Here is a 23,805-nt window from a genome sequence, read left to right on the forward strand (position 1 = left end):
GCCGGCAAGCCGGCTCCTACAGGGGTACTCGATTCCACTGTAGGAGCCGGCTTGCCGGCGATGAGGGCGGTACAGGCTTACTCGGAGGCGGCGGTGCCGAGGAACTTGCTGAGGAACTGCCGGGTACGCTCTTGTTGAGGGTTGGCGAACAGCGCCTTGGCCTCCCCCTGCTCGACGATCACGCCCTTGTCGAAGAAGATCACCCGGTTGGCCACATCCCGGGCAAAGCTCATTTCGTGGGTGACGATGACCATGGTGCGTTTTTCTTCGGCCAGGCCGCGGATAGTCGCCAGCACCTCACCCACCAGCTCCGGGTCCAGCGCCGAGGTGGGTTCGTCGAACAGGATCACCTCCGGCTCCATGGCCAGCGCCCGGGCAATCGCCACGCGCTGTTGCTGGCCGCCGGACAGGCGCCGCGGGTAGGCGTCTTCGCGCCCGGCCAGGCCGACCTTGGCCAGCAGTTGCCGGCCCAGGGCGATGGCTTTTTCGCGGGGGGTCTTCTTGACGATCACCGGGCCCTCGATGACGTTGTCCAGGGCGGTGCGGTGGGGGAACAGGTTGAAGTTCTGGAACACGAACCCGGCCTGCTGGCGCAGGCGGCGGATCGCGTTCTGCTGGCCGCCCAGCGGGCGGTTGGCATCGATGCTGATGTCGCCGATCTGGATACGCCCGGCGTCGGGGGTTTCCAGCAGGTTCAGGCAGCGCAGGAAGGTGGTCTTGCCCGAGCCGCTGGGGCCGATGATGGCCACCACTTCGCCGGGCTGCACGGTCAGGTCGATGCCGTTGAGCACGGTCTGGCCCTTGAACCGCTTGGTCAGGCCTTCTACTACGATCATCTGTCAGTGCTCCTGGTCGTGCTGGTTGACCCGCGCTTCCATGCGGTTCTGGAAGTGCGCGAGGATGCTGCAGAGCACCCAGTAGATCACGGCCACCGCCACGTACATGGTGAACACTTCGAAGGTGCGCGCGGTAATCAGCTGCGCCTGGCGGAACAGCTCGGGCACCTGGATGGTAGCCGCCAGGGCGGTATCCTTGACCAGCGAGATGAAGCTGTTGCCCAGCGGCGGCAGCGCGGTGCGCAGCGCCTGGGGCAAAATCGCCCGGCGCATCGCCTGGGTGCGGGTCATGCCGATGCTGGCGGCGGCTTCCCACTGGCCGCGGTCGATCGAGGAGATCGCCGCGCGCAGGATTTCGCAGATGTACGCCGCCATGTTCAGCGACAGGCCGATCAGCGAGGCCGGGATCGGGTCGAGCTCGATACCGATCTGCGGCATGCCGAAGTAGATCACGAACAATTGCACCAGCAGCGGCGTGCCGCGAAAGAACGACACGTAGATACGCGCCAGCCAGTCCAGCGGCAGGATCTTCGACAGGCGCATCAGTGCCAGGGCAAAGCCCAGCAGCAGGCCGAAGAACATGCCGCCGACGCTGAGCAGCACCGTGTAGCCCGCGCCCTTGAGCAAAAAGGGCGCGGAGTCTTGAACGAGTTGCAGGCTCTCAGCAATCATTTGGTGACATCGGCACCAAAGTATTTCTCGGACAGCTTGGCCAGGGTGCCGTCAGCCTTGAGCTTGTCGATAGCCTTGTTGATGGCCGCCAGCAGCTCGGGCTCGCCCTTGCGCAGGGCCACGCCGCTTTCCAGGCGCGAGAAGGCTTCGCCGGCAAGCTGGGTGTCCTTGGCTTTTTGCGCGTATTCCAGCGCGGCCAGGCGGTCGATCAGGATGGCGTCTATACGGCCGTTGCGCAGGTCGGCGAACTTGCTCGGGTCGTCTTCGTAGGTGCGCACGTCAGCCTGCGGCACGTCCTTTTTCACCCACTGCTCGTAGTTGGTGCCCAGGCCCACACCGACCTTCTTGCCGGCCAGGTCTGCGGCTTTCTGGATGTTCAACTGCTCGGCCTTTTTCTTCAGGATCAGCGCCTGGATGCCAGAGATGGTGTAGGGCTCGGAGAAGTCGTACTTCTTCTTGCGCTCGTCAGAGATGGTCACCTGGTTGATCACCACGTCCAGGCGCTTGGACTCGAGTGCCGCGAGGATGCCGTCCCACTTGGTCGGCTGGACCTTGGCCTTGACTCCCAGCTCCTTGGCCAGCAGCTGCGACAGCTCCACTTCGAAGCCGGTCAGCTTGCCGTTTTCGTCCTGGAAGCTGAACGGTGGGTAGGTGCCTTCCAGGCCGACGTTGATCACGCCCTTTTCCTGGATGGTCTTCAGCTGTTCGCCGGCGAAGGCCTGGCCGAGCAGGCCGGTGCCCAGCAACAGGGCGAGGCTGGCGTTGAGAAGAGGTTTGGCGAATCTGGACATGTGTGGCCCCGCGCTTGTTGTGGAAGTAGTGGGTGGCAACTATAAAGCTGGGCCCTATAGGCCCGGAAATAATAAAAAAGCCGGTTGTTATTCCATGACTGCAGATTGCCATCCCGTGGCAGGGTTGAGGGTAGCCACGAATGGGCGCCCCGTCAGCGTTGCTTATGCCTGACTTAGCGCAGGATGGAATAAAGCGTTGTTTTTTCCAAGAGGGGGAATTGACGTATCGTGCATTGCATGTGGTCAGTTCCGGCCCTTTCGCGGGCAAGCCCGCTCCCACAGGGATCGTGTGGGAGCGGGCTTGCCCGCGAAAGGGCCGGTACAGGCAATAACAAGACAGATTGCCCACCCGGCAGGAGAACACCGTGAGCGAACACCCATCAACCGGCCAATGGCAGTTGCCCGGCATTGTCAGTGGCCTGCGCAGCGCCCGTGAGCAGTGGCGCAGCCGCAATGGCCGCAGCAGCGGCGAGCAGGGCGGGCGCGAGCTGCCGTCGCGCGAGGCGCTGCGCCAGATCCTCGAGCAACTGTGCGGTGCGCTGTTCCCCATGCGCCTGGGCCCGGTGGACCTGCGCGAAGAGAGCGAAGACTTTTACGTTGGCCACACGCTGGATACGGCGCTTACCGCGCTGCTGGCCCAGGCGCGCCTGGAACTGCGTTACGCCGCCCGCCACGGCAACACCGAGGTGGCGGACGTGGACGCCCACGCCCTGCGCCTGATCCAGGATTTTGCTGCCGCCCTGCCGGGCCTGCGCGTGCTGCTGGACACCGACGTGCTGGCCGCCTACCACGGCGACCCGGCGGCGCGCAGCGTCGACGAGGTGCTGCTGTGCTACCCGGGCATCCTGGCGATCATCCACCACCGCCTGGCGCATCACCTGTACCGCGCCGGCCTGCCGCTGCTGGCGCGTATCAGCTCGGAGCTGGCGCACTCGGCCACCGGCATCGACATCCACCCCGGCGCGCAGATCGGCCAGAGCTTCTTCATCGACCATGGCACTGGGGTGGTGATCGGCGAGACCGCGATCATCGGGGAGCGGGTGCGCATCTACCAGGCCGTTACCCTGGGCGCCAAGCGCTTCCCCAGCGACGAGTCGGGCACCCTGCACAAGGGCCTGGCACGCCACCCGATCGTCGAGGACGACGTGGTGATCTATGCCGGTGCGACCATCCTTGGGCGCATCACCATCGGCCAGGGTTCGACCATTGGCGGCAACGTCTGGCTGACCCGCAGCGTGCCGGCAGACAGCAACATTACCCAGGCCAATCTGCAGCTGGATTGTGAGGGCAAAAAAGCGCTCTAGCCTGGTGGGTATGGCACGTGGGAGCGGGCTTGCCCCGCGATTGTGATGGTCGGCCTGACATCGCAATCGCGGGGCAAGCCCGCTCCCACAATGTATCTGGCGCATCGCTCCGCCCGGCGGCATTGGGTCGCATTGAAATCCATTCCATGTTTAACTTGAACGCTTGTTCAATGAAAAACGCTGGTCCATTGCCGGTGTTCAACAGGAGGGATTGCCTTTGCTGAACCCGTTCAATCCGTACCTTACGTCGTTCGACGGGGTGCGCCACCCATGAGTGCACCAACCCCATCCCTTGCCAGCGGCAAGATCCGCATGAACCCCCCGGTGTTCTACTTCGCGGCAAGTTTCATCCTCATCTTCGGCCTGGTGGTCATCGCCTTCCCGCAAGCCTCCGGCGAGTGGCTGCTGGCCGCGCAAAACTGGGCGGCCAACACGGTCGGCTGGTACTACATGCTGGCCATGACCCTGTACCTGGTGTTCGTGGTGGTCACCGCGCTGTCCGGTTACGGCAAGATCAAGCTGGGCGCCGACCATGACGAACCCGAGTTCAGCTACCTGTCCTGGGCCGGCATGCTGTTTGCCGCCGGCATCAGCATCACGCTGTTCTTCTTCTGCGTGTCGGAACCTCTGACCCACATGCTGCAGCCGCCGGTGGGCGAGGCCGGCACGGCCGAGGCCGGGCGCCAGGCGATGCAGATCCTGTTCCTGCACTGGGGCCTGCACGGCTGGGGCGTGTTCGCCTTCGTCGGCATGGCCCTGGCCTACTTTGCCTACCGCCACAACCTGCCGCTGGCGCTGCGCTCGGCGCTGTACCCGCTGATCGGCAAGCGCATCAATGGGCCGATCGGCTACGCGGTGGACGGCTTTGGCATCATCGCCACGGTGTTCGGCCTGGGCGCCGACATGGGCTTTGGTGTGCTGCACCTGAACGCAGGCCTGGACTACCTGTTCGGCATCAGCCACAGCCAGTGGGTGCAAGTGCTGCTGATCACCCTGATGATGGGCGCGGCGGTGGCCGTTGCCGTGGCCGGGGTCGAGAAAGGCGTGCGGGTGATGAGCGACATCAACTTGTTCCTGGCCTGTGCGCTGCTGCTGTTCGTGCTGTTTGCCGGGCCCACCCAGCACCTGTTCAACACCCTGATCCAGAACCTCGGTGACTACCTCGGTGCCTTGCCGCGCAAGAGCTTCGATGTGTACGCCTATGGCGAGCAGCGCGACTGGCTGGGCGGCTGGACGGTGTTCTACTGGGCCTGGTGGATTGCCTGGGCGCCGTTCGTGGGGCTGTTCATCGCGCGTATTTCCCGCGGGCGCACCATCCGCGAGTTCGTCTTCGGCGTGCTGCTGATCCCGCTGGGCTTCACCCTGGCGTGGATGTCGATCTTCGGCAACAGCGCCCTGGACCAGGTGATCAACCACGGCATGGCTGCGCTGGGCCAGTCGGCCCTCGACAACCCGTCGATGAGCCTGTACCTGCTGCTGGAAACCTACCCCTGGAGCAAGACGGTGATCGCCGTGACGGTGTTCATCAGCTTCGTGTTCTTCGTCACCTCGGCCGACTCCGGCACGGTGGTGCTGTCGACGCTGTCGGCCAAGGGCGGTGGTGCGGATGAAGACGGCCCGAACTGGTTGCGCATCTTCTGGGGCGCCATGACCGCGCTGATCACCAGCGGCTTGCTGTTCGCTGGGAGCATCGATTCGCTGAAATCTGCCGTGGTGCTGACCTCGCTGCCGTTCTCGCTGATTTTGCTGTGCATGATGTGGGGGCTGCACAAGGCCTTCTACCTCGAGAGCCAGCGGCAGATCGCGCAGATGCACTCGCTGGCACCGTTCGCCCAATCGCGGCGCGGCCGCGGCGGCTGGCGCCAGCGCCTGAGCCAGGCGGTGCACTTCCCGTCACGGGACGAGGTGTACCGCTTCATGGACGACGTGGTGCGCCCGGCGATTACCGAGGTGCGCGAGGTGTTCGAGCAGAAGGGCCTGGTGCTGGTGACCCAGGACGACCCGAGCCACGACAACGTCAGCCTGAAGGTTGGCCATGGCGAGGAGCAGCCGTTCATCTACCAGGTGCAGATGCGCGGCTACTTCACCCCGTCGTTCGCCCTCGGTGGGCTGGGCACCCAGGACTTGAAGAACCGCCGCTATTACCGCGCCGAGGTGCACCTGAGCGAAGGCAGCCAGAACTACGACCTGGTGGGCTACAGCAAGGAGCAGATCATCAACGACATCCTCGACCAGTACGAGCGGCATATGCAGTATCTGCATCTGGTCCGCTAATACCTGTACCGGCCTCTTCGCGGGCAAGCCCGCTCCCACAGGAAACGCACAGTTCCTGAATGCTGTGCAACACCTGTGGGAGCGGGTTTACCCGCGAAGAGGCCGGAACAGGAAACGCTTCAGAACGGCGCATCCCCCAGGATCGTCGCCCGGTGCATCACCCGCCGATTGGGCCGGTAGTCATCCACCGCAAAATGCTGGGTCACGCGGTTGTCCCAGAACGCCACGTCGTTCTCCTGCCAACGCCAGCGAATGCTGAACTCCGGCCGCGTGGCGTGGGTGAACAGCAGCTTCAGCAACGCCTCGCTTTCCAGCTCGCTCAATTCGTTGATCCGCGTGGTGAACCCCTCGTTGACGAACAACGCCTTGCGCCCGCTCACCGGGTGGGTGCGCACCACCGGGTGCGACAGCGGCGGGTTGTTGCGCCGGGTGGCTTCCCAGCGTGCCAGGTCTTCGGCGGTGGTGCCGAAGCGCTCCAGCGGGAACGACTTGGTGAAGTCGTGGGTGGCGGTGAGCCCGTCGAGCAGTTGCCGTAGCGGCGCCGACAATGCCTCGAAAGCCGCGATGCCGCTGGCCCACAGGGTGTCGCCGCCAAAGGCCGGCAGCTGCTTGGCACTGAGCACCGCACCCAGCGCCGGGGTTGGCAGGAAGGTCACATCGGTGTGCCACACGGCGTTGTCGCGCACGTCGGTCACTGCGGTGTCGAGGATCAGCACCTGTGGCGTTTCCGGCACGTTGGGGTAGATCGGGTGAATGTGCAGGTCGCCAAAGCGTGCGGCGAAGCGTGCCTGCTGCTCAGGGGTGATCGGTTGGTCGCGGAAAAACAGCACCTGGTGCTGCAGCAGCGCTTGTTCGATGGCGTCGCGCTGGGCTGCGGTGATTTCGCGGCTGATGTCGACGCCGCTGATTTGCGCGCCGAGGGCGGGGCTCAAGGGGGTGATGGTCAGGCTCATGCTCGGTCTCATCTGAAATTGTGCAGTCTTTGTAGGAGCGGCCTTGTGTCGCGAAAGGGGCGCGCAGCGCCCCCAGGTTTTCAGCATCGCAGCAGAAAATGCCGGGGCCGCGTTGCGGCCCTTTCGCGACACAAGGCCGCTCCTACACCGGGTCGATCCAGGGGTCAGTGGCTCTGGCCGTGCCAGGGCACCAGCTTGCGCTGCAGGGCGCGCAGGCCCATTTCCAGGGCGAAGGCGATCAGCGCAATCAGCAGGATGCCCAGCACCACCACGTCGGTGACCAAAAACTGCGCCGCCGACTGCACCATGAAGCCCAGGCCGCTGGTGGCGGCGATCAGTTCGGCGGCCACCAGGGTCGACCAGCCCACACCCAGGCCGATGCGGATGCCGGTGAGAATGTCCGGCAGGGCGCTGGGCAGGATCACGTGGCGGATCAGCTGCGCCTTGCTGGCGCCCAGCGACTGCGCGGCGCGCAGCTTGGCCGGGTCGACCGTGCGCACGCCGGTGGCGGTGGCGATGGCGATCGGGGCAAAGATCGCCAGATAAATCAGCAGCACCTTCGACAGCTCGCCGATGCCGCACCAGATCACGATCAACGGCAGGTAGGCCAGCGGCGGGATCGGCCGGTAGAACTCGATCAGCGGGTCGAGGATGCCGCGGGCCACGCGGTTGTAGCCGATGGCGATGCCCACCGGGATGGCAGTCAAGGTTGCGGCTATCAGCGCCAGGCCGATGCGCCCAAGGCTTGCGCCCAGGTGCTGCCACAGGCTGGCATCCATGTAGCCCTGGGTGAGCAGGCTCCAGCCCTTGGCGGCGATGTCGGCGGGCGAGGGCAGGAACAGCGGCTCGACCCAGCCGGCGGCGGTGACCAGCCACCAGGCCACCAGCAGGCTGGCCAGGGTCAGGGTGCTGATCCAGCGGGTGGACAGGCTGCGCGCCGGCTTGGCAGCAGGCGGCAGGTGGGGTTCGCGTTTGCCGGCAAGCGGCAGGTCCAGGCTGCTCATGGGCGCTCCTGCAGGCTTTGGCGTTGGGAGAACACGCGGGCCAGTACGTGCTCGCGGGTTTCGATGAAACGTGGGTCGGACTTGATCGCCCGGGCCGGTTCACCGGCGGCGTAGCGCTGGCCGAAGTCCAGTCGCAGGCGCTCGACCACGCGCCCCGGGTTGGGCGCCAGCAGCACCAGTTCGGTGGCCAGGAACACCGCCTCTTCGATGTCGTGGGTGATCAGGAACACCGGCTTTGCGGTGCGCTGCCACACCTGCAGCAGCAGCTCTTGCATCTGCTCGCGGGTGAAGGCGTCGAGGGCGCCGAATGGCTCGTCCATCAGCAGCACTCGCGGGTCGGCGGCCAGCGCCCGGGCCAGGCCCACGCGCTGTTTCTGCCCGCCAGACAGCTGCCAGATGCGTCGTTCGGCGAAGCCGTCCAGGTCGACCAGCTTGAGCATTTCGCGGGCCTTGGCCTCGCGCTGCGGGCGGGGCACGCCGGCAAGCTGCAGGCCGAAGGCGACGTTGCCCAGCACGTTCTGCCAGGGCAGCAGGGCGTCGTCCTGGAACACCACACCGCGTTCGGCGCCGGGGCCTTGCACCGGCACGCCGTCCAGGCTGATGCGCCCGGCGCTGGGGCTGACGAAACCGGCGATCAGGTTGAGCAGTGAGGTCTTGCCGCTGCCGGAAGGCCCGAGGGCCACCAGCAGCTGGCGAGGGCCCAGCGCGAGGTTGATGTCGGCCAGCACCGGGGTGCTGGCGCCGGGGTACTGTGCGCTGATGCGCTCCAGCTCGAGCAAGGCCATGACGGGCTCCGGTCTTCGGGCGAAAGGTCGCCGGTCTGAAGTGATTTCAATGGGGCTGCTTTGCAGCCCTTTCGCGGCGCAAGGCCGCTCCTACATCAGGCCGTCGCGGCCTGGGTTCAGTTGGGCAGGTACTGCTTGCTGACGTAGGGCGCGTAGTCCGGCAGCACCGCGTCGACCTTGCCCTGTTGCTTGAGGAAGGTGGCAGTGTCGGTCAGCGCCTGGGTGGTCGGCGCGCCGAGGGCGTTGGCCTGGTCGGCGGCCAGCGGGTAGACGTTGCCTTGCAGCAGCAGCGGGATGTCAGCCGGCTTGGCGCCGGACAGCTTGGCCAGCTTGGCGACGTTGTCCGGGTTGGCCAGCCAGGCTTGCGGGTCCTTTCGGTAGTCGGCGTAGGCGTCGAGGGTCACCTTGGCGAAGGCCTTGACCACGTCCGGGTGTTTGGCGGCGAAGTCCTTGCGCACGATCCAGGCGTCGAAGGTGGGCGCGCCTTTGGCGGCCAGTTCACCCGAGGTGATCAGCACCTTGCCGTTTTCCTTGGCCACGCCCAGGGCCGGGTCCCACACGTAGGTGGCGTCGATGTCGCCGCGCTTCCAGGCGGCGATGATCGCCGGCGGGGCCAGGTTGAGGATCTGCACCTTGGACGGGTCGATGTTCCAGCTCTTGAGCGCAGCCAGCAGGCTGTAGTGGCCGGTGGAAACGAACGGCACGGCGACCTTCTTGCCGATCAGGTCCTGCGGGGTCTTGATGCTGTCGCGGGCCACCAATGCTTCGCCTGCGCCAATCTGCGTGGCGATCAGAAAGGTTTCCACCGGCAGCTTGCGGGTGGCGGCGGCGGCCAGGGGGCTGGAGCCGAGGTAGCCGATCTGCACGTCGCCGCTGGCCACCGCGGTGATCACATCGGCGCCGTTGTCGAACTTGCGCCAGTCGATGCTGGCCTTGCTGGCTTTTTCGTAGTCGCCGTCCACCTGGGCCACCTTGGCCGGGTCGACGGTGGTCTGGTAGGCGACGGTCAGGTCGGCAGCCTGGGCCAGCCAGCTGGCGCTGGCGAGGGTCAGGGCGGCGAACAGGCGCAGCGGAGTGTGCGGGATCATGGTGGACCTCTCGTCAGGCAATTGGGTTGGATGACGAAAAGGCTAAATGATCTAATAAATGTAAAATAAATAACTTTTTTGCATTAGCTTAAAAGCCAATAGCTGTAGCGCTGTGGGCTGCATCTGTGGGAGCGTGCTTGCCTCGCGACGGGGCCGGCAAAGGCGCTATCGCGGGGCAAGCCCGCTCCCACGATGCGCCTTTCGGGTGGCGTAACCGGGAGACCCTGCTAGCCTCTTTCGGCCGTGCCTTGGGGATCCTGGCGCACGCCAGGCAGGCAAACGTTTTCACATAACCTAAAGGTATGATTGACCTCGTCGATACAACTTTAGGTAGTAAAGGTTCCAAAGTTATTCCGTAAAAATCTTAGAGATTCACAAAACGGTCATTTTGGATTTATAGGATTGTCATTATCCTGTAGCGCAGGTGGCGGGTTAGACCAAAGTCGCGAATCGACCGTTAGCGGTTGACTAAGCGGTCACGCTTTTGGGCTAAATCGCCAATCCGGGTGAGTGGGGCCTCAGATCCTGCCACTTGAGACGCACAAAAATTAGAACGTAGAGGAGCAAAGCATGTACAAGTCCAGCCTGGCCCTGGCCGTGGCAATGGGGGTTCTCGCCCAACAAGCAGGCGCTGCCGGTTTCATCGAAGACAGCAAGCTGTCGGTGAGCTCGCGCACCATGTACTTCAACAACGACACTCGCGAAAACAACGTGAAGGACAACCGTGAGTCGGGTCAGGGCTTCAAGCTCGACTACATCTCCGGTTTCACTGAAGGTACCGTTGGTTTCGGTGTCGACGCTCAGGCTCTGTGGGGTATTCACCTCGACGGCGGCCGTGGCAAGCACCCGGACAACAGCAGCTTCTTCCCAAGCGACAGCGACGGTTCGGCCGCCAGCCAGTGGGCTCGTTTCGGTGCCAACGCCAAGGCTCGCTTCTCGAAGACCGAAGCTCACTTCGGTAGCGCTCTGGCGCCAATGCTGCCAATCCTCGTTTCCAACGATGGTCGTCTGCTGCCGCAAACCTTCGAAGGTGCAACCATCACCTCGAAAGAAATCGACAACCTGACCATCAACGCCGGTCAGCTGACCCACGCCATGGGCCGTGCTTCGAGCAACCGTACTGGCCTGTCGGTCAACGGCGCGACCGCTGACAGCAACAAGTTCCGCTACGGCGGCCTGGACTACAAGCTCACTCCAGACCTGACCCTGCAGTACTACTACTCGAACCTGGAAGACTTCTACAAGCAGCACTTCCTGGGTGCTACCCACGTCTTCAAGATCGCTGACGACCAGTCGTTCAAGACCGACCTGCGCTACTTCGACAGCAGCAGCGACGGCAAGAACGGCGACGGCGGCGCCTACGCCTTCAACAATAACAGCGGCTATGCCAAGCACGCCGGTGAAGTTGACAACAAAACCTGGTCCGCCATGTTCACCTACACCTTGGGCGGCCACGCGCTCATGCTGGGTCACCAGCGTGTCAGCGACGACGGCGGCTTCGTCTGGCTGAACCAAGGCTCTGTGCGCGACGGTAACGGCCGTCCGGAAGGCGCCGGCGGTGCGAGCTTCTACCTGTTCACCGACAGCATGATCAACCAGTTCGCCAAGGCCGGTGAAAACACCACCTTCGGTCAGTACTCGTATGACTTCGCTGGCCTGGGCGTACCTGGTCTGAAGGCTTCGGTTGCTTACCTGCGTGGTGAAGACGGCCGCAATGCCAACGGCAACGGTACCTTCAGCGAGTGGGAACGCGACGCGCGTATCGACTACGTGCTGCAGCAAGGCACCCTCAAAGGCCTGGGCTTCAGCCTGCGCCAGGGCGTCTACCGTGGTACTGGCGCCAGCTCCCTGGCTGACCAGGACCAGACCCGCTTCATCGTGAACTACACTTACAGCTTCCTGTAAGCCGTAGCCTCACAAAAAAAGCCTCGCCTAGTGCGAGGCTTTTTTGTGCCTGCGTTTTCGTATGCAATTAAGTTATAAATAAATCGATATTTATTCTTTTTGTTTTCATTCGAGAACAGGCACATTGAACCCATACAGGCCAGACACAGCACAGGAGCCGCTTCCATGAGCCTCAAACTCGGCGACATCGCCCCAGACTTCGAACAGGATTCCAGCGAAGGCAAGATCCGTTTCCACGAGTGGCTGGGCAACAGCTGGGGCGTGCTGTTCTCCCACCCGGCCGACTTCACCCCGGTGTGCACCACCGAGCTGGGCCTGACCGCCAAGCTCAAGGATGAATTCGCCAAGCGCGGGGTCAAGGCCATTGCCCTGTCGGTGGACCCGGTGGACTCGCACCACAAGTGGATCGAGGATATCAACGAGACCCAGAACACCGTGGTCAACTTCCCGATCATCGCCGACGCCGACCGCAAGGTGTCCGACCTGTACGACCTGATTCATCCCAACGCCAGCGACACCCTCACGGTGCGCTCGCTGTTCGTCATCGACCCGAACAAGAAGGTGCGCCTGACCATCACCTACCCGGCCAGTACCGGGCGCAACTTCAACGAGATCTTGCGGGTGATCGACTCGCTGCAACTGACCGACAACCACAAGGTGGCCACGCCAGGTAACTGGCAGGACGGCGACGACGTGGTGATCGTGCCGTCGCTCAAGGACGAAGACGAAATCAAGCAGCGCTTCCCGAAAGGTTACCGGGCGGTGAAACCCTACCTGCGGCTGACCCCGCAACCGAATCGTTGATGCATTCCTCGTTGTATTGCTCTTAGCCATAGCAGGGATTTTCGGGCCGTTTCGACGGCCCTTTTTTATGGCTGGACGCCGGACCCTCTGTAGGAGCGGCCTTGTGTCGCGAAAGGGCCGCGAAGCGGCCCCGAGATCTTGGTTTCATGCAGGATCGTCGGGGCCGCTTTGCGGCCCTTTCGCGACACAAGGCCGCTCCTACAGTGATTGATCTGTATAGTCTGTAATCGAATAAACAAATGAAAAAATATGATTTATAGATATATATAACAAGCTGTTAATGTCACTTCCATCCAGCGGGGCCAACCCCTCGCGGCCCTGCAAACGAATCGAAGGAAGCGCTTTCAATGCTGGTTGTTTCTGTCGGTGGTAGCCCCAGTCTTCGTTCACGCTCCGGCGTGCTGCTCGAGCGTTCGCGCGACTGGCTGCAAGAGCGCGGCGTTGAAGTGGTGACCTTCCAGGTGCGCGAATTCAGCGCCGAAGACCTGCTGCACGCGCGCTTCGACAGCCCGCAGGTGCGCCACTTCAACGAGCTGGTGGCCCAGGCCGATGGCCTGGTGGTCGCCACCCCGGTGTACAAGGCCTCGTTCGCCGGCGCCCTTAAGACCCTGCTCGACCTGCTGCCCGAGCGCGCCCTGGAGCACAAGGTGGTGCTGCCGGTGGCCACCGGCGGCAGCATCGCCCACATGCTCGCCGTGGACTACGCCCTCAAGCCCGTGCTGTCGGCCCTCAAGGCGCAGGAGACCCTGCAAGGGATCTTCGCCGACGACAGCCAGATCGCCTACGGCGAAGGCGGCAAGCCCGCACAGTTGTCGCAAGCGCTGGAACAGCGCCTGCTGGATTCGCTGGAAACCTTCCACAGCGCCCTGGCGCGCCGGCCCAAGCCGGTTGCCCCGGGCGTGTTGAACGAACGCCTGCTCAGCGCCCGCTGGAGCATCTGAGCCACCGCCACACCCGCTTCACCGTTGTCCCACCTTACTCGCCCGTCAACGAGGCAAGCAGGTGCTACCCGAACCCACTCGCACAGGAGAGCGCCATGCGCACAGTCTTCTTGCGTCGCGGTCTGGTCGCCCTGTTTGCGGCGGCTGTGTCCTTCGGCGCCATCACCCAAGCCCAGGCCGAGAGCCTGCGCATCGGTTACCAGAAATACGGCACCCTGGTGCTGCTCAAAGCCAAGGGCTCGCTGGAAAAGCGCCTGAAAGCGCAGGGCATCGACGTGCAATGGACCGAGTTCCCCGGCGGCCCGCAGCTGCTCGAAGGGCTCAATGTCGGTTCCATCGACTTCGGCGTTACCGGCGAAACCCCGCCGGTGTTCGCCCAGGCCGCTGGTGCCGACCTGCTGTACGTCGCTTATGAGCCGCCAGCGCCCCACAGCGAGGCGATCCTGGTGCCCAAGGGCTCGCCGATCCAGTCGGTGAAGGAGCTCAAGGGCAAGAAGGTCGCCCTGAACAAGGGCTCCAACGTGCACTACCTGTTGGTGCGCGCCCTGGAAGACGCAGGCCTGAAATATAGCGACATTCAGCCCGTGTACCTGCCACCGGCCGACGCCCGCGCCGCCTTCGAACGTGGCAGCGTCGATGCCTGGGTGATCTGGGACCCGTACCAGGCCGCCGCCGAACAGCAGCTGCAGGCCCGCACCCTGCGTGATGGTAAGGGCCTGGTCGACAACCACCAGTTCTACCTGGCCACCCGCAACTACGCCACCCAGCACCCGGCGGTCATCAGTGCGCTGATCGACGAAGTACGTGCGGTGGGCGAATGGTCCCAGGCCAACCCGCAGCAGGTCACCGACCAGGTGGCGCCGCTGCTCGGCCTGCCCGCCGACATCACCCTGACCTCGGTGAAACGCCAGGGCTACGGCGCTGCGCCGCTGACCCCGGAGGTGATCGCCGCACAGCAGAAGATCGCCGACACCTTCCAGGCCCTGAAGCTGATTCCCAAGCCCTTGAGCATCAAGGACGTGATCTGGACACCCCCGGCCAAGGTCGCCAGCGCGCCTTGAACCCTTTGCCTGCGCCGGGGCGCCGCCCCGGCCTTGCCACCCTTGAGGAGACAACTCCAATGAGCCTGAACATCTTCTGGTTTCTTCCCACCCACGGTGACGGCAAGTACCTGGGCACCAACGAAGGCGCCCGCGCCGTCGACCATGGCTACCTGACGCAGATCGCCCAGGCCGCCGACCGCCTCGGTTTCGGTGGCGTGCTGATTCCCACCGGGCGGTCCTGCGAGGACTCCTGGCTGGTCGCCGCGTCGTTGATCCCGGTGACCGAGCGCCTGAAATTCCTCGTGGCCCTGCGCCCGGGCATCATTTCGCCGACCGTTGCCGCGCGCCAGGCCGCGACGCTTGACCGCCTGTCCAATGGCCGCGCGCTGTTCAATCTGGTGACCGGCGGCGACCCGGACGAGCTGGCCGGCGACGGCCTGCACCTGAACCACCAGGAGCGCTACGAAGCTTCGGTCGAGTTCACCCGCATCTGGCGCAAGGTGCTCGAAGGCGAGGTGGTCGACTACGACGGCAAGCACATCCAGGTACAGGGCGCCAAGCTGCTCTACCCGCCGATCCAGCAACCGCGCCCGCCGCTGTACTTTGGTGGCTCGTCCGACGCCGCCCAGGACCTGGCTGCCGAGCAGGTCGAGCTGTACCTGACCTGGGGCGAGCCGCCGGCCGCCGTGGCCGAGAAGATCGCCCAGGTGCGCGAGAAGGCCGCAGCCCAAGGCCGTGAAGTACGTTTTGGCATTCGCCTGCATGTGATCGTGCGCGAAACCAATGAAGAAGCCTGGGCCGCCGCCGACAAGCTGATTTCGCACCTGGACGACGACACCATCGCCCGTGCCCAGGCCTCGCTCGCACGCTTCGACTCGGTAGGCCAGCAGCGCATGGCCGCCCTGCATGGCGGCAACCGCGACAAGCTGGAAGTCAGCCCCAACCTGTGGGCCGGCGTCGGCCTGGTGCGCGGCGGTGCCGGCACCGCGCTGGTCGGCGATGGCCCGACTGTGGCGGCGCGGGTCAAGGAGTACGCCGCCCTGGGCATCGATACCTTCATCTTCTCCGGTTACCCGCACCTTGAAGAGTCGTACCGCGTGGCCGAGTTGCTGTTCCCGCACATCGACGTGAACCGCCCTGAGCAACCCAAGAGCGGCGGCTATGTGAGCCCGTTCGGCGAAATGGTCGCCAACGACATCCTGCCCAAAGCCGTGTCGCAGAGTTGAGGGCGGGGTCATGAGCAGTTCAACTTCTAACACCTGGTCCAAGCGCCTGGCGCCCTGGGCCCTGCCGTTGGCGCTGCTGGCGGTCTGGCAACTGGCCGTGAGTGCCGGCTGGCTGTCGACGCGCATCCTGCCGGCCCCAAGCGCTGTGATCAGCGCCGGCGTGGAGCTGGTGCGCAGCGGCGAAATCTGGACCCACCTGGCCATCAGCGGCTGGCGTGCCGGCGTCGGCTTTGTCATCGGTGGCAGCCTGGGGCTGCTGCTGGGCTTTATCACCGGGCTTTCCAACTGGGGCGAGCGCCTGCTGGACAGCTCGGTGCAGATGATCCGCAACGTGCCGCACCTGGCGCTGATTCCGTTGGTGATCCTGTGGTTCGGCATCGACGAGTCGGCAAAGATCTTCCTGGTGGCGCTGGGGACCTTGTTCCCCATCTACCTCAACACTTATCACGGCATCCGCAACGTCGACCCGGCGTTGGTGGAGATGGCGCGCAGCTACGGGCTGTCGGGCTTCTCGCTGTTCCGCCAGGTGATCCTGCCCGGTGCGCTGCCTTCGATCCTGGTCGGCGTGCGCTTTGCCCTGGGCTTCATGTGGCTGACGCTGATCGTGGCCGAGACCATTTCGGCCAGCTCCGGCATCGGCTACCTGGCGATGAACGCCCGTGAGTTCCTGCAAACCGACGTGGTGGTGCTGGCCATCGTGCTCTATGCCGTGCTCGGCAAACTGGCCGACCTGGCCGCCCGCGGTTTGGAGCGTGTGTGGCTGCGCTGGCACCCGGCGTACCAGGTGGCGAAAAAGGAGGGCGCATGATGACCGTGCTCAACGAACAGCCGCCACGCCTGCTGCGTGGTATCCCGCTGGCCGCGAACGGCCTGCGCAAAACCTTCGGCCAGCGTGAAGTACTGCGGGGTATCGACCTGCACATTCCGGCCGGGCAATTCGTCGCCATTGTCGGGCGCAGCGGTTGTGGCAAGAGCACCTTGCTGCGCCTGCTGGCCGGGCTCGACCTACCCAGCGCCGGCGAGTTGCTGGCCGGTGCCGCGCCGCTGGCCGAGGCCCGCGAGGAAACCCGCCTGATGTTCCAGGATGCACGCCTGCTGCCGTGGAAGAAGGTGATCGACAACGTTGGCCTGGGCTTGTCTGGCGACTGGCGCCAGCGCGCCCTGGACGCCCTGGAAGCCGTCGGCCTGGCCGACCGCGCCAACGAGTGGCCGGCGGCGTTGTCCGGTGGCCAGAAGCAGCGCGTGGCCCTGGCCCGGGCGCTGATCCACCAGCCGCGCCTGCTGCTGCTGGACGAGCCGCTGGGGGCGCTGGATGCCCTGACCCGTATCGAGATGCAGCAACTGATCGAGCGCCTGTGGCGCCAGCACGGCTTCACCGTGCTGCTGGTCACCCACGACGTCAGCGAAGCCGTCGCCGTGGCCGACCGGGTGATCTTGATCGAGGACGGCGCCGTCGGCCTGGACCTCAGCGTCGACCTGGCAAGGCCCAGGGCGCGTGGTTCGCACCGCCTGGCTGCGCTTGAAAGCGAAGTGCTCAACCGTGTTCTGTCCGCCCCGGGCACCCCGCCCGAGCCGGAACCTGTAGCCCCTTTGCCCACGCAACTGCGTTGGGCGCACTGAATGACTCACTCAACAGACCGAAGCCAAACAGAAGGAATGAGACCATGACCATCAAAGCCATCAACGTACGCAACCAGTTCAAAGGCACCGTGAAGGAAATCCTCGAAGGCCCGGTACTGTCGGAAATCGACGTGCAGACCGCCTCCGGTATCGTCACCTCGGTAATTACCACCCGTTCGGTGAAGGAGCTGGAGTTGCAGGTGGGCAGCGAAGTGATCGCCTTCGTCAAATCGACCGAGGTGTCCATCGCCAAGCTGTGATGGTGCTGAGAGAAGCCGGGGCTGCGTTGCAGCCCTTCGCGGGCAAGCCCGCTCCCACAGGGCTGACGACAGGTCTGAAACCTGCGCTGAACCTGTAGGAGCGGGCTTGCCCGCGAAGGGCCGCAAAGCGGCCCCTGCAATTTCAGGCTGGGCGCTTGGCCAGAAACGGTGGCAGGTACAGCCCCAGGTACGCCTCGAACACGCGCATGCCTTCCTCGGCCATACGTGGGGTGATCTGCTCGTGCAGCTGCATCGAGCGGGCATACACCCGGTCGCTCAGCTCCATGGCCAGGGCGAACACGTCGACATCGGTCGGCATCACCGGCAAGTGGAAGTGCTGGCCGAACAGCTTGTGCATCAGCTCGCCCAGTTCCATGTCGTGCTGGCGGTCGGCCTGCACCACTTCGCTCAGGCCATGCTGGGCGAGGATCAACTGCCGCGCAGCGGCATCCTCGTTGTAGATGTCCAGCATGCGCTGTTCGATCAGCCGCGACAGGCCGTGCCAGGTGCTGAATGCGGCACTGTCGATGGGTGCGCTCAAGGCCTCACGGAAGGCCCGATGCACGTCGGCAGTCAGCGCCTCGAGCAACGCCGGCACGCTGGCGAAGAAGTGGTACACCGACGACGGCGGGATCTGCGCCCGTTCCGCCACGCTGTAGATCGACAGCCCCGCTACCCCTTGCCCGGCCAGCAGCTCGCGCGCTGCCGCCAGGATCGCCTCGATCCTGGCCTGGCTGCTGGCGCGCGGTTTGCGCGGGGTAGGGGCAGGGCGGTTCATCAGTTGCTGATGGCCAGGATGCTGGCCTGGTAGGCACCGACGAACAGGTCGAAGTCACCGACTTCTTCCTGCTCGAGCTCCGACTGCTTGGCCAGCGATTCGCGGGCCAGGGTTTCGAAAGCCTGTTGCTGCTCGATGCTCAGCGGCTGCTCGCGGAAGGTTTCGGCATGCAGGCGGCTTTGGCGCAGGGAGAACTGCACGAAGGTCTCGTCGTGTTCGGTCATGCGCGCCAGCACCTGGGCGGACGGGGTCAGCGAGGCGTCGTCGACCTTGGCTTGCTGGGCCTCCAGGGCCTTGGCGTGCTCGGTGCCGCCTTGGGCCTTGTCGAGCAGGTCTGCCAATTGGCCTATGCGACCGATCAGGTCGGTGGCCCATTCGCGCAGGCCGACAGACTGGCCGTCACGCTGCAGCTCGAGGCCCGGGCGGCGGCCTTCCTTGACCACGGTCAGGAAGTTGTTGGTGCACTGGCCGCATTCACCGTTGTCCAGTTGCGGGCTGTCTTCCAGCGCGCAGAACAGCAGGAAGGCGTCGAGGAAGCGCGCCTCGGTGATATCGATACCCACCGGCAGGAACGGGTTGATGTCCAGGCAGCGCACTTCGACGTATTGCACGCCGCGCGAAGTCAGGGCCTGGATCGGCCGCTCGCCGGTGTAGGTGACGCGCTTGGGGCGGATGTTCGAGTAGTACTCGTTCTCGATCTGCAGGATGTTGGTATTCAGCTGCACCCACTCGCCATCCACGTGCGTGCCCACCTCGACATAGGGCGGGTACGGCGTGCCGACGGCCTTGCGCAGGCTGTCGGTGTAGCTGGCCAGGTTGTTGTAGCAAGGCGTAAGGCCCGCCTGGGCGTTGCTCTGGTAACCCAGGTCGCTCATACGCAGGCTGGTGGCGTAGGGCAGGTACAGGGTTTCGCCGTCCAGCTCTTCGAGCTGGTGCGGGCGGCCACGCAGGAAGCCCTTGTCCAGCGTGGGCGATGCGCCGAACAGGTACATCAACAGCCAGCTGTAGCGGCGGAAGTTGCGAATCAGCGCGATGTACGCCGAGGACTGGTAATCGCGGTCGTCTTCACTGCTGCCTTCTTCGGCGCGCAGCAACGGCCACAGCGCTTCGGGCAGCGAGAAGTTGTAGTGAATGCCGGCGATGCACTGCATGGTGCGCCCGTAACGCAGGGCCAGGCCCTTGCGGTACACGTGCTTGAGCTTGCCGATGTTGGAGGTGCCGTACTCGGCGATCGGGATGTCTTCCTCGGCCGGCAGGGCGCAAGGCATCGACGGGCTCCACAGGTATTCGTCGCCCAGCTTGCTGTAGACGAAGCGGTGCACCTGCTCGAGGCTTTCGAGCACCTGGGCAGGGTCGGCCAGGGCCGGAGTGATGAACTCCAGCAGCGACTCGGAGTAGTCGGTGGTGATCTGTTCGTTGGTCAGCGCCGAACCCAGGGCTTCGGGGTGCGGGGTCTGGGCCAGGCGACCGTCGTGGGTCACGCGCAGGCATTCGCGCTCAATGCCGTGCAGGCACTGCTTGAGCAGGTCGAGGTTGTCGCCGAGCAAGCTCAGGCGGCGGTTGAGGAGGTCGCTCAAGATGGATTCCTTCACGCGTCAGTCGCCCCAATATGGGGGTGGAGGTGACGGTCTACAAGGGTAGTTGGGAAAGGAACTGGCGTTGTCGCCTGGTTTACGCGGTTCCGGCAACGGACCGGGTTGCAGCCATCGCCGGCAAGCCGGCTCCTACACTGATCCCTGTAGGAGCCGGCTTGCCGGCGATGGGCCGCAAAGCGGCCCCACAATGCTGCTGAAAATACCGCAGATTCTGCTACAGGAGCTAGAGAACCGCGAAGGTTCCCTGCGCCTTGGCCACCAGCTTGTCGCCCTGGAGCACGTCGGCGTCGACGACCAGGGTGCGGCGCCCGGCGTGCAGCACCCGGGCGGTGCAGAGCACTTCGCCGTCACTGACTGCGCGCATGTAGTTGATCTTGCACTCGATGGTCACGCTCTGCTGGTCGAAACCGTGGCTGGCCGAGCAGGCCAGGCCCATGGCGATGTCCACCAGGCTGAAGATCGCCCCGCCGTGCAGCTTTTGGCCGCGGTTGCGCAGGTGCGGTTCGAGCGCCAGGGCCACCTCGGCGACGCCTGTGTCCAGGCGTTGCAGGCGGCAGCCCAGCAGTTGGCTGAAGGCGCTCTCGACGTACTCCTTCGGTACGTCCATCACTTTTTCTTCAGCTGCTTGGCATTGGCGAACAGCGCGGCCATGGCGTTGTTGGCCGGGGCAGCGGTGGCGGTTTCACGCGGGCGTGGTGCCTGCTGCTGGCGGTTGCCGCCATTGCCGCCACGGTTACCACCGCGGTTGCCCTCGACCTTCTCGCCCGGGGTGTCGCCCATGCGCATCGACAGGCCCACACGCTTGCGCGGAATGTCCACTTCCATGACCTTGACCTTGACCACGTCGCCGGCCTTGACCGCTTCACGCGGGTCCTTGACGAACTTCTCCGACAGCGCCGAGATGTGCACCAGGCCGTCCTGGTGCACGCCGATGTCGACGAAGGCACCGAAGTTGGTGACGTTGGTCACCACGCCTTCGAGGATCATGCCCGGCTCCAGGTCCTTGAGGTCTTCGACGCCGTCCTGGAAGGTGGCGGTCTTGAACTCCGGGCGCGGGTCGCGGCCGGGCTTGTCCAGTTCCTGCAGAATGTCGGTGACGGTCGGCAGGCCGAAGGTCTCGTCGGTGAACTTTTTAGGGTCCAGGCGCTTGAGGAAACCGCTGTCGCCAATCAGCGAGCGGATATCGCGGTCGGTGCCGGCGGCGATGCGCTGCACCAGCGGGTAGGCCTCCGGGTGAACTGCCGAGGCGTCCAGCGGGTTGTCGCCGTTCATCACGCGCAGGAAGCCCGCCGCCTGTTCGAAGGTTTTCTCGCCCAGGCGGCTGACCTTTTTCAGTGCCGCGCGAGTGGCGAACGGGCCGTTGGCGTCGCGGTGGGCGACGATGTTCTGCGCAAGTGTGGCGTTCAGGCCGGAGATGCGGGTCAGCAGGGCCACCGAGGCGGTGTTGACGTCCACGCCCACGGCGTTCACGCAGTCCTCGACCACCGCGTCCAGGCCGCGGGCCAGCTTCACCTGCGATACGTCGTGCTGGTACTGGCCGACACCGATGGATTTCGGGTCGATCTTCACCAGCTCTGCCAGCGGGTCCTGCAGGCGCCGGGCGATGGACACCGCACCACGGATCGACACGTCCAGGTCGGGGAATTCACGGGCGGCCAGTTCCGAGGCCGAGTACACCGAGGCGCCGGCCTCGGAGACCATGATCTTGGTGATTTTCAGGGCTGGGTATTTTTTAACCAGTTCGGCCACCAGCTTGTCGCTTTCGCGGCTGGCGGTGCCGTTGCCGATGGCGATCAGCTCCACCGAGTGCTTGGCGCACAGTGCGGCCATGATCGAGATGGTGCGGTCCCAGTCGTTCTTCGGTGCGTGCGGGTACACCGTGGTGTGGTCCAGCAGCTTGCCGGTGGCGTCGACCACGGCGATCTTGCAGCCGGTACGCAGGCCCGGGTCGAAACCGAGGGTGGCACGCGGGCCGGCCGGGGCGGCCAGCAGCAGGTCGTGCAGGTTGTGGGCGAACACGTTGATCGCCTCGCCTTCGGCGTTGTCGCGCAGTTCGCCGAACAGGTCGGTCTCAAGGTGGGTGTACAGCTTGACCTTCCAGGTCCAGCGCACCACCTCGCCCAGCCACTTGTCGGCCGGGCGGCTGCGGTTTTCCACGCCAACGTGGTTGGCGATCATCACTTCGCACGGGTGCAGGGTGCCCGGCAGCTCTTCGCCGACTTTCAGCGAAGCGCTGAGCACGCCTTCGTTGCGCCCGCGGAAGATCGCCAGGGCGCGGTGCGAGGGGGCGCTGCGCAGCAGTTCGTCATGGGCGAAGTAGTCGCGGAACTTGGCGCCTTCTTCTTCCTTGCCGGCCACCACGCGGGCGCTGAGCACCGCGTCCTGCTTGAGGAAGCTGCGCAGCTTGTCGAGCAGGCCGGCGTCTTCGGCGAAGCGCTCCATGAGGATGTACTTGGCGCCTTCCAGCGCGGCCTTGACGTCGGCCACGCCTTTTTCGGCGTCGACGAAGCGCGCGGCTTCGGCTTCAGGGGCCAGTTGCGGGTCGTTGAACAGGCCGTCGGCCAGCTCGCCCAGGCCGGCTTCCAGGGCGATCTGGCCCTTGGTGCGGCGCTTTTGCTTGTACGGCAGGTACAGGTCTTCGAGGCGGGTCTTGGTGTCGGCCAGCTTGATTTCGCGGGCCAGTTCCGGGGTCAGCTTGCCCTGCTCCTCGATGCTCGAGAGGATGCTGGCGCGGCGCTCGTCGAGTTCGCGCAGGTAGCGCAGGCGCTCTTCCAGGTGGCGCAGTTGTGTGTCGTCCAGGCTGCCGGTCACTTCCTTGCGGTAACGGGCGATGAAGGGCACGGTCGAGCCTTCGTCCAACAGGCCCACGGCCGCCTCGACCTGTTGTGGGCGAACGCCCAGTTCCTCGGCGATACGGCTGTTGATGCTGTCCATGTAAACCACCTGACAATTGTGAAAACGGGGGCCGCAAGAGGGGCCTGGGCCCGGCGGCGCTGGATGAAAGCCGCGCATTATACCCATCGCGCCGGGGTTGCGGTGATAGCCCGGCGCCAGCGGGCAGCGGCATGGAAGTGGCAGCGTGGGAAAAATCTGCTAACAATGCACACGGCACGCATTGCAATGGCTACGCCATAATGCGCGGCGATCTTAGAGGAGTGACAGATGACCAGCACCGCAAACAACGCTGAAGGCGAAAAGATTCTCATCGTCGACGATGACCCGGGCCTGAGCAGCCTGCTGGACCGTTTCTTCACCAGCAAGGGCTACCGCGTACGCACCGTACCCAACGTCGAACAGATGGACCGCCTGCTGGCCCGTGAAGTATTCAACCTGGTGGTGCTCGACCTGATGCTGCCCGGCGAAGACGGCCTGTCCGCGTGCAAGCGCCTGCGCGCCTCCAACAACCAGATCCCGATCATCATGCTCACCGCCAAGGGCGATGAGCTCAGCCGCATCAAGGGCCTCGAACTGGGTGCCGACGACTACCTGGCCAAGCCGTTCAACCCTGACGAGCTGGTGGCCCGGGTCAAGGCCGTGCTGCGCCGCCAGGCCCCGAGCGTACCGGGCGCGCCCGGCAGCGAGGAAGAAACCGTCACCTTTGGCGACTACGAGCTGTCGTTGGCCACCCGCGAACTCAAGCGCGGCGACGAGACGCACATGCTGACCACCGGCGAATTCGCCGTGCTCAAGGCCCTGGTGATGCACGCCCGCGAGCCGCTGACCCGCGACAAGCTGATGAACCTGGCCCGTGGCCGCGAATGGGACGCCCTGGAGCGCTCCATCGATGTGCAGATCTCGCGCCTGCGCCGCATGATCGAACCCGACCCGTCCAAGCCGCGCTACATCCAGACCGTATGGGGCGTGGGCTACGTCTTCGTGCCGGACGGAAACGCCGCCAAATGAGCCTGTCGGCTCGGCATGGCGCA

22 protein-coding genes are annotated in these 23,805 nt (G+C 64.7%); 11 read left to right on the forward strand and 11 right to left on the reverse strand.

The genetic code is table 11. The features are described 5' to 3' along the window. Window positions 1-77 precede the first annotated feature (77 nt). The 3 genes from tcyN to tcyJ are packed head-to-tail and all read right to left on the reverse strand — an operon-like array spanning window position 78 to window position 2,299. The gene (tcyN, locus tag ACI2KK_RS03475; protein WP_369988626.1) at window positions 78-836 is read right to left on the reverse strand and encodes an L-cystine ABC transporter ATP-binding protein TcyN; all 759 of its coding nucleotides are present in this window, start codon (window positions 834-836) and stop codon (window positions 78-80) included. A gap of 3 nt (window positions 837-839) precedes the next feature. After that, window positions 840-1,508 carry a cystine ABC transporter permease gene (tcyL, locus tag ACI2KK_RS03480; protein ID WP_217840855.1) on the reverse strand — a complete coding sequence of 223 codons (669 nt, stop codon included), beginning with the start codon at window positions 1,506-1,508 and terminating at the stop codon, window positions 840-842. Next, window positions 1,505-2,299: a cystine ABC transporter substrate-binding protein gene (tcyJ, locus tag ACI2KK_RS03485; protein ID WP_404667878.1), complete on the reverse strand. Its 795-nt coding sequence runs from the start codon at window positions 2,297-2,299 to the stop codon at window positions 1,505-1,507. Before tcyJ ends, tcyL begins: the two co-directional genes overlap by 4 nt. Before the next feature lie 365 nt (window positions 2,300-2,664). On the opposite strand from tcyJ, the gene epsC reads away from it, so the two are divergent. Both epsC and betT read left to right on the forward strand, forming a co-directional pair. Then, window positions 2,665-3,603, forward strand: a complete 939-nt coding sequence (gene epsC, locus ACI2KK_RS03490; RefSeq protein WP_404667879.1) for a serine O-acetyltransferase EpsC — start codon at window positions 2,665-2,667, stop codon at window positions 3,601-3,603. 312 nt (window positions 3,604-3,915) lie between these two features. Continuing rightward, entirely contained in the window at window positions 3,916-5,877 is a 1,962-nt protein-coding gene (betT, locus tag ACI2KK_RS03495) for a choline transporter BetT (protein WP_404667928.1), read from the forward strand. Window positions 5,878-5,996: 119 nt separating this feature from the next. Here the strand turns inward: betT and tauD are convergent, their stop codons facing one another. The 4 genes from tauD to tauA form a co-directional block, all read right to left on the reverse strand. Beyond that, on the reverse strand, window positions 5,997-6,830 hold the full coding sequence (gene tauD / locus ACI2KK_RS03500) for a taurine dioxygenase (RefSeq protein WP_404667880.1): 834 nt from the start codon (window positions 6,828-6,830) through the stop codon (window positions 5,997-5,999). A 164-nt stretch (window positions 6,831-6,994) separates the two neighbouring features. Then, complete coding sequence (gene tauC, locus ACI2KK_RS03505; protein WP_404667881.1) at window positions 6,995-7,834, reverse strand: taurine ABC transporter permease TauC; 840 nt, start codon at window positions 7,832-7,834, stop codon at window positions 6,995-6,997. Then, window positions 7,831-8,619, reverse strand: a complete 789-nt coding sequence (tauB, locus tag ACI2KK_RS03510) for a taurine ABC transporter ATP-binding subunit (protein WP_404667882.1) — start codon at window positions 8,617-8,619, stop codon at window positions 7,831-7,833. Before tauB ends, tauC begins: the two co-directional genes overlap by 4 nt. Window positions 8,620-8,735: 116 nt before the next feature. Next, window positions 8,736-9,707: a taurine ABC transporter substrate-binding protein gene (gene tauA / locus ACI2KK_RS03515; RefSeq protein ID WP_404667883.1), complete on the reverse strand. Its 972-nt coding sequence runs from the start codon at window positions 9,705-9,707 to the stop codon at window positions 8,736-8,738. A gap of 570 nt (window positions 9,708-10,277) precedes the next feature. On the opposite strand from tauA, the gene ACI2KK_RS03520 reads away from it, so the two are divergent. The 8 genes from ACI2KK_RS03520 (at window position 10,278) to ACI2KK_RS03555 (ending at window position 17,506) form a co-directional block, all read left to right on the forward strand. Beyond that, complete coding sequence (locus ACI2KK_RS03520) at window positions 10,278-11,612, forward strand: OprD family porin (RefSeq protein WP_404667884.1); 1,335 nt, start codon at window positions 10,278-10,280, stop codon at window positions 11,610-11,612. A 165-nt stretch (window positions 11,613-11,777) separates the two neighbouring features. Then, window positions 11,778-12,416, forward strand: a complete 639-nt coding sequence (locus ACI2KK_RS03525; RefSeq protein WP_217887120.1) for a peroxiredoxin — start codon at window positions 11,778-11,780, stop codon at window positions 12,414-12,416. A 347-nt stretch (window positions 12,417-12,763) separates the two neighbouring features. After that, the gene (gene ssuE / locus ACI2KK_RS03530; RefSeq protein WP_369988614.1) at window positions 12,764-13,357 is read left to right on the forward strand and encodes an NADPH-dependent FMN reductase; all 594 of its coding nucleotides are present in this window, start codon (window positions 12,764-12,766) and stop codon (window positions 13,355-13,357) included. A 95-nt stretch (window positions 13,358-13,452) separates the two neighbouring features. Further along, window positions 13,453-14,418, forward strand: coding sequence for a sulfonate ABC transporter substrate-binding protein (locus ACI2KK_RS03535; protein WP_404667885.1), 966 nt, complete (start codon window positions 13,453-13,455; stop codon window positions 14,416-14,418). A 59-nt stretch (window positions 14,419-14,477) separates the two neighbouring features. Continuing rightward, window positions 14,478-15,626: an FMNH2-dependent alkanesulfonate monooxygenase gene (ssuD, locus tag ACI2KK_RS03540; protein WP_404667886.1), complete on the forward strand. Its 1,149-nt coding sequence runs from the start codon at window positions 14,478-14,480 to the stop codon at window positions 15,624-15,626. 10 nt (window positions 15,627-15,636) lie between these two features. Next, a complete protein-coding gene (gene ssuC / locus ACI2KK_RS03545) occupies window positions 15,637-16,434 on the forward strand; it encodes an aliphatic sulfonate ABC transporter permease SsuC (RefSeq protein WP_404667887.1) in 798 nt (265 codons plus the stop codon). Next, window positions 16,434-17,246, forward strand: a complete 813-nt coding sequence (ssuB, locus tag ACI2KK_RS03550) for an aliphatic sulfonates ABC transporter ATP-binding protein (RefSeq protein WP_404667929.1) — start codon at window positions 16,434-16,436, stop codon at window positions 17,244-17,246. The genes ssuC and ssuB overlap by 1 nt, the downstream gene beginning before the upstream one ends. A 44-nt stretch (window positions 17,247-17,290) precedes the next feature. Next, window positions 17,291-17,506 (forward strand): molybdopterin-binding protein, encoded by a 216-nt coding sequence (locus ACI2KK_RS03555; protein ID WP_008095172.1) that lies wholly within the window; start codon window positions 17,291-17,293, stop codon window positions 17,504-17,506. Window positions 17,507-17,648: 142 nt separating this feature from the next. Here ACI2KK_RS03555 and ACI2KK_RS03560 read toward each other — a convergent pair whose 3' ends face one another. The 4 genes from ACI2KK_RS03560 to ACI2KK_RS03575 form a co-directional block, all read right to left on the reverse strand. Next, complete coding sequence (locus ACI2KK_RS03560; RefSeq protein WP_404667888.1) at window positions 17,649-18,284, reverse strand: TetR/AcrR family transcriptional regulator; 636 nt, start codon at window positions 18,282-18,284, stop codon at window positions 17,649-17,651. Then, window positions 18,284-19,861 (reverse strand): glutamate--cysteine ligase, encoded by a 1,578-nt coding sequence (gene gshA / locus ACI2KK_RS03565; protein WP_404667889.1) that lies wholly within the window; start codon window positions 19,859-19,861, stop codon window positions 18,284-18,286. The genes ACI2KK_RS03560 and gshA overlap by 1 nt, the downstream gene beginning before the upstream one ends. A gap of 241 nt (window positions 19,862-20,102) precedes the next feature. Further along, the gene (locus ACI2KK_RS03570; RefSeq protein ID WP_404667890.1) at window positions 20,103-20,486 is read right to left on the reverse strand and encodes a PaaI family thioesterase; all 384 of its coding nucleotides are present in this window, start codon (window positions 20,484-20,486) and stop codon (window positions 20,103-20,105) included. Further along, on the reverse strand, window positions 20,486-22,813 hold the full coding sequence (locus ACI2KK_RS03575; RefSeq protein WP_404667891.1) for a Tex family protein: 2,328 nt from the start codon (window positions 22,811-22,813) through the stop codon (window positions 20,486-20,488). The genes ACI2KK_RS03570 and ACI2KK_RS03575 overlap by 1 nt, the downstream gene beginning before the upstream one ends. Before the next feature lie 228 nt (window positions 22,814-23,041). Between ACI2KK_RS03575 and ompR the strand changes: the two genes are divergently transcribed. Then, complete coding sequence (gene ompR / locus ACI2KK_RS03580; protein ID WP_217887130.1) at window positions 23,042-23,782, forward strand: two-component system response regulator OmpR; 741 nt, start codon at window positions 23,042-23,044, stop codon at window positions 23,780-23,782. Window positions 23,783-23,805: the final 23 nt, after the last annotated feature.

The sequence above is a fragment of the Pseudomonas sp. NPDC089406 genome (genome assembly GCF_044900265.1).
Taxonomy (GTDB): Bacteria; Pseudomonadota; Gammaproteobacteria; order Pseudomonadales; family Pseudomonadaceae; genus Aquipseudomonas; species Aquipseudomonas fakonensis.

What these genes read in the sequence shown, in the direction of transcription:
- tcyN (WP_369988626.1), bottom strand. Translation starts at nt 836, where the DNA reads ATGATCGTAGTAGAAGGCCTGACCAAGCGGTTCAAGGGCCAGACCGTG.
- tcyL (WP_217840855.1), bottom strand. Translation starts at nt 1,508, where the DNA reads ATGATTGCTGAGAGCCTGCAACTCGTTCAAGACTCCGCGCCCTTTTTG.
- tcyJ (WP_404667878.1), bottom strand. Translation starts at nt 2,299, where the DNA reads ATGTCCAGATTCGCCAAACCTCTTCTCAACGCCAGCCTCGCCCTGTTG.
- betT (WP_404667928.1), top strand. Translation starts at nt 3,916, where the DNA reads ATGAACCCCCCGGTGTTCTACTTCGCGGCAAGTTTCATCCTCATCTTC.
- tauD (WP_404667880.1), bottom strand. Translation starts at nt 6,830, where the DNA reads ATGAGCCTGACCATCACCCCCTTGAGCCCCGCCCTCGGCGCGCAAATC.
- tauC (WP_404667881.1), bottom strand. Translation starts at nt 7,834, where the DNA reads ATGAGCAGCCTGGACCTGCCGCTTGCCGGCAAACGCGAACCCCACCTG.
- tauB (WP_404667882.1), bottom strand. Translation starts at nt 8,619, where the DNA reads ATGGCCTTGCTCGAGCTGGAGCGCATCAGCGCACAGTACCCCGGCGCC.
- tauA (WP_404667883.1), bottom strand. Translation starts at nt 9,707, where the DNA reads ATGATCCCGCACACTCCGCTGCGCCTGTTCGCCGCCCTGACCCTCGCC.
- ACI2KK_RS03520 (WP_404667884.1), top strand. Translation starts at nt 10,278, where the DNA reads ATGTACAAGTCCAGCCTGGCCCTGGCCGTGGCAATGGGGGTTCTCGCC.
- ACI2KK_RS03525 (WP_217887120.1), top strand. Translation starts at nt 11,778, where the DNA reads ATGAGCCTCAAACTCGGCGACATCGCCCCAGACTTCGAACAGGATTCC.
- ssuE (WP_369988614.1), top strand. Translation starts at nt 12,764, where the DNA reads ATGCTGGTTGTTTCTGTCGGTGGTAGCCCCAGTCTTCGTTCACGCTCC.
- ACI2KK_RS03535 (WP_404667885.1), top strand. Translation starts at nt 13,453, where the DNA reads ATGCGCACAGTCTTCTTGCGTCGCGGTCTGGTCGCCCTGTTTGCGGCG.
- ssuD (WP_404667886.1), top strand. Translation starts at nt 14,478, where the DNA reads ATGAGCCTGAACATCTTCTGGTTTCTTCCCACCCACGGTGACGGCAAG.
- ssuC (WP_404667887.1), top strand. Translation starts at nt 15,637, where the DNA reads ATGAGCAGTTCAACTTCTAACACCTGGTCCAAGCGCCTGGCGCCCTGG.
- ssuB (WP_404667929.1), top strand. Translation starts at nt 16,434, where the DNA reads ATGACCGTGCTCAACGAACAGCCGCCACGCCTGCTGCGTGGTATCCCG.
- ACI2KK_RS03555 (WP_008095172.1), top strand. Translation starts at nt 17,291, where the DNA reads ATGACCATCAAAGCCATCAACGTACGCAACCAGTTCAAAGGCACCGTG.
- ACI2KK_RS03560 (WP_404667888.1), bottom strand. Translation starts at nt 18,284, where the DNA reads ATGAACCGCCCTGCCCCTACCCCGCGCAAACCGCGCGCCAGCAGCCAG.
- ACI2KK_RS03570 (WP_404667890.1), bottom strand. Translation starts at nt 20,486, where the DNA reads ATGGACGTACCGAAGGAGTACGTCGAGAGCGCCTTCAGCCAACTGCTG.
- ACI2KK_RS03575 (WP_404667891.1), bottom strand. Translation starts at nt 22,813, where the DNA reads ATGGACAGCATCAACAGCCGTATCGCCGAGGAACTGGGCGTTCGCCCA.
- ompR (WP_217887130.1), top strand. Translation starts at nt 23,042, where the DNA reads ATGACCAGCACCGCAAACAACGCTGAAGGCGAAAAGATTCTCATCGTC.